We start from the raw sequence: 9421 nt of genomic DNA on the forward strand, positions 1-9421 counted from the left end.
GTCAAGTCAATCCGATACCGCTTCTTCGACATACGGGCCCCATGAATCGGCCCGCGACACGGCGAGAACCGATTGGCTGCGGGGGACGCAGTGCTTAGCATGACAACACTTCCGCCTTTGGTCGATACAAGGGACTAGCAGCCCGTCGAAGAACCCAGGTCGAGCCAGGTGCGCGAATTTCGACTGAGGCCAAGGCGCGAAACCGCAGGCGTAGCGGGCCTACGGCCAGGTTTCGCAACGCAGGCATCGGGCGAAAGGCGCGTGCCTGCCGACGGCGTGGGTTCTTCGACGGGCTGCTAGCTCAAGGTCCCGCGCCGCCCGGTCGATCCCACCCCCATGCGGGGCGACGCGATGGCGATCAGCAACACCGAGGAAATTCCGGGCCGACAGATCCGGGAGCACCACGGCTTGGTCTCCGGCAGCACGGTCCGAGCCAAGCACATCGGCCGCGACATCATGGCCGGGCTCAAGAACCTGGTCGGCGGCGAGTTGAAGGGGTACACGGAGCTTCTCCAAGAAGCCCGTCAGGAAGCCCTCGATCGAATGCTCGAACAGGCTCGGAGCGCCGGCGCGAATGCCGTCGTGAACGTGCGCTTCCAGACGAGTTCGGTAGCCCAGGGGGCGGCGGAGCTGTTCGCCTACGGCACCGCCGTCACGGTGGAGTAGTGGACGGGCCGGAAGCCTTCGGCTCGCTCGAGTGGCTGCGCCTGCTGCTCCCCTTCGGGCTGCTGGCGATGGGCTTCTTCATCGGAAAGGCCATCGAAAGCGCCCATCTCCGCGCACTTCGACGGCGCGAGATCCACTGGCGGAGAATCTCGATCTCGACACTCGAGACGCCGCCGGACGGATGGCGCATTGCACGCACCGGCCTCGTCGATGGCTCAGTCGTGGTGTCCATCGACCACTGGAAACGCTTGCTGGCTGGCCTGCGCGCCTTCTTCGGCGGCCGGATCCGATCCTACGAATCACTTCTCGAACGTGCCCGCCGCGAAGCGCTGCTCCGCATGCAGGAGCAGGCCCACGAGCGCGGCTTCCACGGCATCGTGGGCACGCGCCTGGAAACAGCCCGGCTGGCCAGCGCCAGCCGCGACGGCAAAGGCACGGCGGGCGTCGAAATCCTGGCGTTCGGAACCGGAGTCGAAAAGGCGCGCTAGAGCGCCGACCCTACTTCGCTTGCGCGGGATGCAGGCCCTTCTCGCGGCCGTACTGCTCGAAGTAGTGGGTCATCGTAATGCGCAGGGTCTCGCGTAGATCGGTCTTGGCCTTCCAGCCGAGACGGGATTCTGCCTTCGAGATGTCCGGCACGCGCCGGTCGCAATCTTCGTAGCCTTCGCCGTAGAATTTCTCGCCCGTGACCTCTTCGATGGGATGATCGCGGAACTTCTCGTTGCCGGTGATCTCGGCAGCGAGTTCCCGCATCAGCAGCGCCAGCTCCCTCATCGTCACCTCGCCGCTTCGATTGCCGACGTTGAAGACCTGGTTCTGGGAACCCTTCGGGTTCTCCAGCATGAGCATCAGCGCATCGACCGCGTCGTCGATGTACGTGATGGTGCGGTAGGCACCGCCACCGTCCACGAGCTGGATCGGCTGATCGTCCAGCAGCGCCGTCATGAAGCAGGCCAGCACCCGGGGTACGCCTTCGCCATCGCGACCGGGAATGAAATCCATGCGCGCGCCGAACCAGTTGTAGGGTCGGATGATCGTGAACGGCATTCCGTTCTCGACGTTATGCGCGAAGATGTACCGCTCGAAGAGCTGCTTGGCGGTGGAATAGCTCCAGCGGTGGTTCTTCGTCGGGCCGACCACGAGCGGCGTCTCGTCTTCGCGCTGCTCATACAGATCCGGATCATCGTAGTCGTCGCTCGGCACGTAACTGGAGAGCGTGCGGCCATAGACCTCGCAGGTCGAGGTATGCACGAGCCAGCTCCGATGCTTCGAGCACAGGTCGATCAATGCGTAGGCATCGATGAAGTTCGATTGGATGGTCTTCACCGGGCTCGAGACGTACTGAGCCGGCGTGCAGACGGCGGCCAGCGAAATGACGGCATCGGCGTCGGCGACGTAGGGCTCGATCTCCTCGAAGGTCGTGTCCGCGTCGATATAGCGCTGGTGAAACGAGAGGTTCGGGTTGTCCAGGTGCTGGGAGATCTTGTCGAGCGAAGTGTCCCAGCCCTCGATGTGATATTCGCCCGAGGCCAGCAGCCGATCGGTGAGGTGGCTTCCAACGAAGCCGCCACAGCCGAGAATGATCACCTTCTTCATGAGTCTTCCCTTCCTGTGCTGTGCTCTGCGCTGCGCGGGCTGAAGCCGGCGAACAGCGATGGCACGGACTGGTGGAACGCTTCGCCCCGCGCCCGTTGGCCGTCCGAGGCGCCTCCAGCGGGGCCCTGTGATTAGCAGTCGGTGAAGAACCGGGCAATTCCGATTCATCTGCCCCCGTGGGGGATCTTGGGCTTTGGGGCCACTTGAAATACGGTTCAGCAGCCCCTAAAGTCCTCATTTCGAAATTGAAAGCCAATTTCATTTTCAATTTCATGCATGTCCGACGATGCCTGATGAGATCGATGCCCTCCTCCTCTTCGTCCCACTCCGACGATTGCCGCTGTGCCTGCGGCAGCCTGCTGGCGCGCCTCGTCGACCAGGGTGTGGAGTTGAAGTGCCGTGGATGCAAGCGGACCACCTGGCTTCCGCTCGATCCCACCCACCCCGAGGCCAGAGACCCCGCGTCCCGAGCCCAGCCGGCCGGAGCCCCCCACGGGACCTCCGGTTTGCCTGGAGGCGCCTGACATGGCCCGCCTGTTCGCGATTGCACTTCTCATCCTCTTCGTCCTGCCCGGTTCTGGCTGGGCCGATGCGGAGGCCGATGCCATCCGCGCTCGGGACGACCGAATCGAAGACCTCGAGCGGAAGATGGGGCTCATGGTCGATGAGCTCTCCCGCCTGCGCACCCAGGTGGCCGTACCGGAGGAGCCGGAACTCGTGAGCTTCTACGGTCTCGGACCGGCGGCCTCCAAGGTGTATGGCCTGGAGCGCGGCCTCTCGATCGGAGGCTACGGCGAAGGCTTCTACACGAACTTCATTGGCGACGAGGCGGATACCGATCGGGATCGGGCGGACTTCCTGCGCTTCGTCATGTACCTCGGTTACAAGTTCACGGACAAGATCGTGTTCAACTCGGAAATCGAGTTCGAACACGCTTCGACCGGAGAGGAAGGCAGCGCCTCCGTCGAGCTGGCCACGCTCGATTTCTTCTGGAAGCCCGAGATGAACTTCCGGGCCGGCCTGATGCTCCTGCCGATGGGTTTCATCAACGAGATCCACGAGCCGCCCTTCTTCTACGGTGTGCAGCGCCCCGAGGTCGAACGGCGCATCCTGCCGAGCACGTGGCGGGAAAACGGCGTCGGCATCTTCGGGCAATTCGGTGAGAGCTTCGAATACCGCAGCTACCTGGTCACCGGCTTCGATGCCACGGGGTTCTCGGATTCGGGCATCCGCGGCGGCCGGCAGAAGGGCAGCAAGGCCCTGGCCGAGGATTTCGCCTGGGTCACGCGCTTCGACTACTCGCCGGAGATCCTGCCCGGCCTCCAGGTCGGCGGCTCCATCTACTTCGGCGATTCCGGCCAGGATCAAGAAACCGGGTTCGGCGACGTCCCTGACGCGCGGCTGTGGCTTGGCGAGGCCCATGTGCAGTATCGCAAGGGGGGCTTCCACAGCCGGGCTCTCCTGGCCTACTCCCAGCTCTCGGATGCCGGGGATCTCAACCGGGCCCTCGGGCGACCGAAGAACAAGCCGATCGCCGACAAGATGCTCGGCGCCTACGCGGAGGTCGCCTACGACATCTGGCCCCTGTTGTTCGGAAACGAACAGAAGGCCCTCGAGCCCTTCCTGCGGGTGGAATACGTCGACACCCAATACGAGGTACCGAGCGGTTATTCGGCCAACCGCCAGCGTGCGTACTGGGTCTATACCCCGGGAATCAATCTCTACTTGCACCCGAACGTGGTGCTGAAACTCGAGTATCGAAACCTCAATGCACAGGGCGGCACGTTGCCAGACGAGCTCTCCCTCGGGATGGGATTTGCGTTCTAGACGGGTCGCACTCGGCTTGCTTTTCTTCGTCGCTGTCGGCAGCCTGCCGGCGGCGGCCGAGGTGTTTGCCTCCAAGCAGGAGGCGCTCGCCACCGCGTTCCCCCAGGCCGACCGTGTCGAGCACCGCTCCGAGGTCCTCGACGACGCCCAGGCCGAGCAGATCGAGCAACTGGCGCGCTCGGCTCTCGAGAGCCGGCTCGTGACCCTCTACACGGCCTGGAAGGACGACCGGGTGGAGGGCTACGCCTTCATTGATGTCCACACGGTCCGCACCCAGCCCGAGGCTTTTCTCGTGGTGCTCAGCCCGGAAGGCCAGGTACGCTCCGTCCGCATGCTCGCCTTCTATGAGCCCCCGGAATACCGCCCCCCGAATCGCTGGCTCGAGCAGTTCAAGGCGCGCCGTGTCGCATGGCTGCGGGCCGACCGGGCGGCCGGTGGGGAGATCCACGGCATCGCCGGCTCGACGCTCTCCTCCCGCGCCGTCACCGGCGGTGTCCGGCGTTCGCTCGCCTTCTACCAGCTCCTTGTCAGCCCCAGCAGTGCCGAGGTAGCCACCCGCGAAACGGCCTCACAGAGTGCCGCCGGCGGTGGGGGACGTTAGGCCCGTTGCGCTTCGTCGTCACCGGCGAGTGGAGCCGAAACCGGCTGCTCCAGACGATCGTCGTGCTCTACGTGGTGTACGTGTTCGGCCTGTGGCTGACCAACTTCGGGCTCTACTTCAGCAAGATGGACCTCAGCTACGTCTCCGTCGTGGAATACTACCTGGGAGCCGAAGAGCGCTTCCTCCAACCGCGCAGCTACCAGGGGCTGCTCGAAGTTTCCCACTTTCACTTCTTCGCGATGGGCATGCTGCTGCTCGTGCTCACCCATCTCATGCTCTTCGTGCCCTTGAAGAACTCGACCAAGGCCTGGTTGATCGTCCTTCCCTTCGTCTCGGCGTTCGCGGAGGAAGGCGCGAGCTGGCTGATCCGCTTCGCTCACCCGGGCTTCGCCTATCTGAAGATCGCGAGTTTCCTGCTCCTGCAGGCAAGCATGCTCGCGTTGATGACGATCTCCCTCTGGTCGGTCTTCGCCGCGAAATCCGGGAACTACAAGAGCGGCGAGAACCCCTGAGGTTCGGCCCATGCCGCACGTCCCCTTCGGGTTTGCAGCCTTCGGGCTCGCAGCCCTGGCGGCCAGCGTGCTCGGCTGCGCACACCCGGCCACCTCCGTTCGTGTTTCCGATGGACGACCGGCCATGGGGACGATCCTCGAGATCACTCTCTACACCACCGACGCCGAAGCGGGACGCTTGCTGGTCGACCGTCTCTACCGGCGGGTTGCCGAGCTGGAAGCGGAGCTGACCACCTGGGATCCGACGAGCGCGACGAGCCGCCTGAATGCCGCGGCCGGAACCGAACACCTACCCGTGCCTCCCGCACTCCGAGCACTTCTCTCGTTGGGCGTGCGGGCCGCTCGGGAGACCGACGGTGTATTCGATGTGAGCGTCGCCCCGCTGATGACCCTTTGGCGTCAGGCGGGGGAGCGCGGGCGCATTCCGGTGATCGGCGAGATCGATGCGGCACGAGGTCGCATCGGCTCAGAGCGGATCGAGATCGATCGGGACACGGCCGCCCTCGAGCCGGAGATGGCCGTCTCCTTCGACGGTGTCGCCAAGGGCTGGGCCCTCGACCGGCTCGGGGAGATGCTCGCAGATGCGGGGATCGAACGGGCGCTGCTCGATTTCGGAGGCAGCAGTTGGCTGGCGCGAGGTGCCCCGCCGAATGCAGCCGGTTGGTGGGTCCTGATTGCTGACCTGGCCGGCCGCCGGCATCTCGCCGTGTTGAAGGACGAGAGTCTGTCGGTCTCGGAGAGCCTCGGCCAGGGCATCGAAATCGACGGGCGCTTCTTCAGCCATGCAATCGATCCACGCAGCGGTTGGCCCGTGGAAACGCGACGTCTGGCGGCCGTGCGCGCGAAGCTCGGCGCCGAAGCGGAAATCTGGAGCACTGCTCTCCTGATCTTCTCCGAAGAAGAAGGCCGACGGCGAATCGAAGCAAGAGAAGATCTCGAGGCCCTGTGGATCGAGGCCGACGGACGCGTCCACGGCACCGAAGGCTTTGGCTTGGAATGGGCGGCAGGCCACCACGGAAGCGACAGGCCATGAGGGCTGCCCTCGACACATGTTTTCGTGCCGGGCTGCGTCTCGCGTGGCTGGGGCTCCGAGTGTACTTCGCTGTCTTCCACCCCACGGTGAGAGCCAGTGTGGTGCTGGTTCATTGGGATGGGAAATTGCTGCTCGTGACGAACTCCTACCGGAAGGGCCACGGGTTTCCGGGTGGCATGCTCAGATGGCGCGAAGATCCTCGCGACGGTGCATGCCGTGAGTTGGAGGAAGAGGTCGGGATCACAGCCTCCCGGGATCAACTGCATCCCCTTGGACTCTTCTTGCGAAAGGAATGGGGTGCCGAGATCCAGATGCACGCTTTCAGCCTGGACGTCGACGAGGAACCCAGCTTCGAGATCGATCACCGGGAAGTGGTTGCGGCGGAATTCCATTCGATCGATGACGCCGCCGAGAGGCTTCCGGAATCCCACGAGATGATCAGGCACTTCGCGGAAGAGACGAGCATGTTGGTAAGGTCCCGAGCCGAGGACACATGATGCCGACCCATTCCCCGTCGATCGCGTCCGGCGCAGAGCCACCAGCCAGCATGCGCGGAAATCGAGATGAGATCGTCGCCTCGGTCATGGCCGGTTGCCTGGCCCAGGAGCGGCTTTCGGGAACCTTGTTGTCTGCCCTCGATGAAACCGGGAAGGTCGAGGAAGCCGCCATCCAGGCCGGGCTCGTTTGTCAGACCTGGAATCGAAGCGACTTGCCCTGGCCACCGGAGGTGTCGGTCGAATACGTGGCCCTGCGTCTTCCCAAGGGACGGGAAGCCCTGCTGATGAGCCTTCACGCGGTGCTCTCGCGCGCCAAGTCAGGAGCCCGGGTCTTTGTCTTCGGTGCCAACGATGAGGGCATCCGCTCCGCAGACAAACCACTGAACGGTTGCCTCGAAGATCTCCATGCTCTGGAAACCAAGCGACATAGTCGCGTCTGGAGCGGCACACTCGCAAAGGATGCGGGGCCGTTCCGCGCCGAGTTATCCGACTGGGAGGAAGCCTTCGAACTCGATGCACCCGGCGGCCCCTTGCGGCTCATCTCCCTGCCCGGCCTCTTCGCCCATGGCCGGCTGGATCCGGGCACCCGCCTGCTCCTCGAATGGTTGGAGGAGCTTCCCCGCCCGAAGCCCGGTGCGCGCTTGCTGGATTTCGGCTGCGGTGCGGGCACCATCTCTCTGGCCTTCGCGCGTCGTTGCGAGAACGCAGAGATCCATGGCGTCGACCGGGATGCGCTCGCGATCCACGCGAGTCAGCTCAACCTGCCGAACGCAAGCCTCCACCTGGGCGATGGATGGTCCGCTGTGCCAGAGGCGCTTCGCTTCGATCTGATCGCGAGCAACCCTCCGCTGCATAGCGGAAAGGATCAGGACCTGCGGGGGCTCGTCAACCTGATCGAGGGCTCTCGGCGTCGGCTCACCAAGCGAGGACGGCTCGCCCTCGTGACCCAGCGCCCGCTCCCGGTCGGCTCCTTGCTGGGCGAACGATTCGCCCACGTGAACGTCGCGCGGGAATCTCGGAGCTTCCGTGTCTGGGTCGCCTCGGGGCAACAACGAAGAGCGGAATGACGGATCGCCACTCACCCGTGGCGGCTACCGAACCGGAACGAACCGTTCGCTAGCCATCTGCCGCAGACGTTCCACATCTTCCCGGCGGGAGTGGGAGAGGGGCACGGTTTCGTTCAGCTCCAGCAGGATCATCGCGTCTTCGAGCGGCTTCTGTTCATGGAGGGAACGGTAGAGAGAAGCGATCACCGCCTGCTCGATCTCGGCGCCTGAAAATCCTTCGCTCGCTGCGACGAGGCTCGGCAGGTCGAAGCAGGCCGGCTCCTGTTTACGGTGACGGAGGTGGATGCCAAAGATCGTCTGGCGTTCGTCCGGTTGGGGAAGATCGACGAAGAAGATCTCGTCGAAGCGGCCCTTGCGAAGCAGCTCCGGCGGAAGCCGGAAGATATCGTTTGCCGTAGCGATCAAGAAGACGGGCTTGGTCTTCTCTTGAAGCCATGTCAGCAGGCTCGCAAAGATGCGCTGGCTCGCGCCTCCATCCTGGTCCCCGCCCTGGGCGAAGCCCTTTTCGATCTCGTCGATCCACAAGACGCATGGTGCCATCGATTCCGCCATGTCGATCGCGCGCCGCATGTTCTTCTCGCTCTCGCCCATGTACTTGTCGTAGAGCCGTCCGGCATCGAGCTTGAGAAGCGGCATTCTCCACTCGCGGGCGATGCTCTTCGCAGCGAGGGATTTCCCACAACCCTGAACTCCCACCAACAGGATCCCGCTCGGAGGATCGAGGTTCAGCGCCTTCGCCTGCTCGCTGAAGCCGAGCCGAGCCCGGGCCAGCCATTCGCGGAGTTTTTCGAAACCACCGAGCTCATAGGGGTTGTCTTCGGAAGGGAAATATTCGAGCAAGCCGTCCCTGCTGATCTCCGCTGCCTTGCGATCCTGAAGCTCGGCGACATCGTCGGCGCTGAGACGACTATCCTGAAGAACGGCGCCGGCGACGGCCTGTCGCGCCTGATTGGCGGTCATGCCGCTCAATGCATCGAGAAGACGCTCGAAATCTGCCGGAGAAAGGTCTACCTGGGGTCGGGTTCGCGAGCGCAACGAGGAAAGAACCGAAGAGACGACGCCACGCAACTCGTCCTTGTTGGGCAGAGCGATCTCGTAGTGAACGACATGATGATCCGCGTCCTTCGGAAACTCGTGACCGGCTCCCGTGATGACGAGAGTCGAGTGGGTATTCGAAAACGTTTGTGCGAGATCGCGGAACGCTCGACACACCGCTGGCTCTTCGAGGTGACGCGCAAAATCCTTCAGCAGGAAGATCGCTTCGAGCCGGAGCGTGCGGATATGAGCCAGCACCTCGACTGCACCGCAGGTCGAACGGTTCGGCTGGCCATCGGGTTTTCGCACGAGCCCGCGCGTCAACGACCACTCGAAGATCGGCAGGCCGACCTCCCCAGCCGCCGCATCGACCAGGCCCACGACGCGCTCCTCCTCCACCGAGTCGATCGCAATCGCGGGATGGAAGGAGAGGATCAGCGTCTTGATGTCATGAATCGAAGTCTGGAGTGCCACGCCCTGGCTCATCGATCAGTTCCTGGGCCAGCTTGAACAAGTCAACAGCGGGGACGGGGTTTACAATTGACTTTCTGATGGGGGATTAATCCCCCATCAGAAAGTCAATTGTA

General features: G+C 63.7%; 10 protein-coding genes. 8 read left to right on the forward strand and 2 right to left on the reverse strand.

Annotated features, from left to right (window positions below):
- Positions 1 to 351 precede the first annotated feature (351 nt).
- Together GY937_26535 and GY937_26540 are read left to right on the forward strand one after the other, a co-directional pair.
- Positions 352 to 666: a YbjQ family protein gene (locus GY937_26535; GenBank protein MCP5060273.1), complete on the forward strand. Its 315-nt coding sequence runs from the start codon at positions 352 to 354 to the stop codon at positions 664 to 666.
- Positions 666 to 1154 (forward strand): YbjQ family protein, encoded by a 489-nt coding sequence (locus GY937_26540; protein ID MCP5060274.1) that lies wholly within the window; start codon positions 666 to 668, stop codon positions 1152 to 1154. The genes GY937_26535 and GY937_26540 overlap by 1 nt, the downstream gene beginning before the upstream one ends.
- Before the next feature lie 10 nt (positions 1155 to 1164).
- On the opposite strand, the gene GY937_26545 is transcribed toward GY937_26540, so the two are convergent.
- Positions 1165 to 2262: an NAD-dependent epimerase/dehydratase family protein gene (locus tag GY937_26545; GenBank protein MCP5060275.1), complete on the reverse strand. Its 1098-nt coding sequence runs from the start codon at positions 2260 to 2262 to the stop codon at positions 1165 to 1167.
- A 525-nt stretch (positions 2263 to 2787) separates the two neighbouring features.
- On the opposite strand from GY937_26545, the gene GY937_26550 reads away from it, so the two are divergent.
- The 6 genes from GY937_26550 to GY937_26575 are packed head-to-tail and all read left to right on the forward strand — an operon-like array spanning position 2788 to position 7799.
- Positions 2788 to 4089, forward strand: coding sequence for a hypothetical protein (locus tag GY937_26550; protein ID MCP5060276.1), 1302 nt, complete (start codon positions 2788 to 2790; stop codon positions 4087 to 4089).
- Positions 4079 to 4690 (forward strand): FMN-binding protein, encoded by a 612-nt coding sequence (locus tag GY937_26555; GenBank protein ID MCP5060277.1) that lies wholly within the window; start codon positions 4079 to 4081, stop codon positions 4688 to 4690. Before GY937_26550 ends, GY937_26555 begins: the two co-directional genes overlap by 11 nt.
- Before the next feature lie 5 nt (positions 4691 to 4695).
- Positions 4696 to 5202, forward strand: coding sequence for a hypothetical protein (locus GY937_26560; protein MCP5060278.1), 507 nt, complete (start codon positions 4696 to 4698; stop codon positions 5200 to 5202).
- Between the two features lie 10 nt (positions 5203 to 5212).
- Positions 5213 to 6235 (forward strand): FAD:protein FMN transferase, encoded by a 1023-nt coding sequence (locus tag GY937_26565; protein ID MCP5060279.1) that lies wholly within the window; start codon positions 5213 to 5215, stop codon positions 6233 to 6235.
- Entirely contained in the window at positions 6232 to 6732 is a 501-nt protein-coding gene (locus tag GY937_26570) for an NUDIX hydrolase (protein MCP5060280.1), read from the forward strand. The genes GY937_26565 and GY937_26570 overlap by 4 nt, the downstream gene beginning before the upstream one ends.
- On the forward strand, positions 6729 to 7799 hold the full coding sequence (locus tag GY937_26575) for a class I SAM-dependent methyltransferase (protein ID MCP5060281.1): 1071 nt from the start codon (positions 6729 to 6731) through the stop codon (positions 7797 to 7799). Before GY937_26570 ends, GY937_26575 begins: the two co-directional genes overlap by 4 nt.
- 24 nt (positions 7800 to 7823) lie before the next feature.
- On the opposite strand, the gene GY937_26580 is transcribed toward GY937_26575, so the two are convergent.
- A complete protein-coding gene (locus GY937_26580) occupies positions 7824 to 9308 on the reverse strand; it encodes an AAA family ATPase (protein MCP5060282.1) in 1485 nt (494 codons plus the stop codon).
- Positions 9309 to 9421: the final 113 nt, after the last annotated feature.

The organism is bacterium (assembly GCA_024228115.1).
In the GTDB taxonomy this organism is placed as follows: domain Bacteria; phylum Myxococcota_A; class UBA9160; order UBA9160; family UBA6930.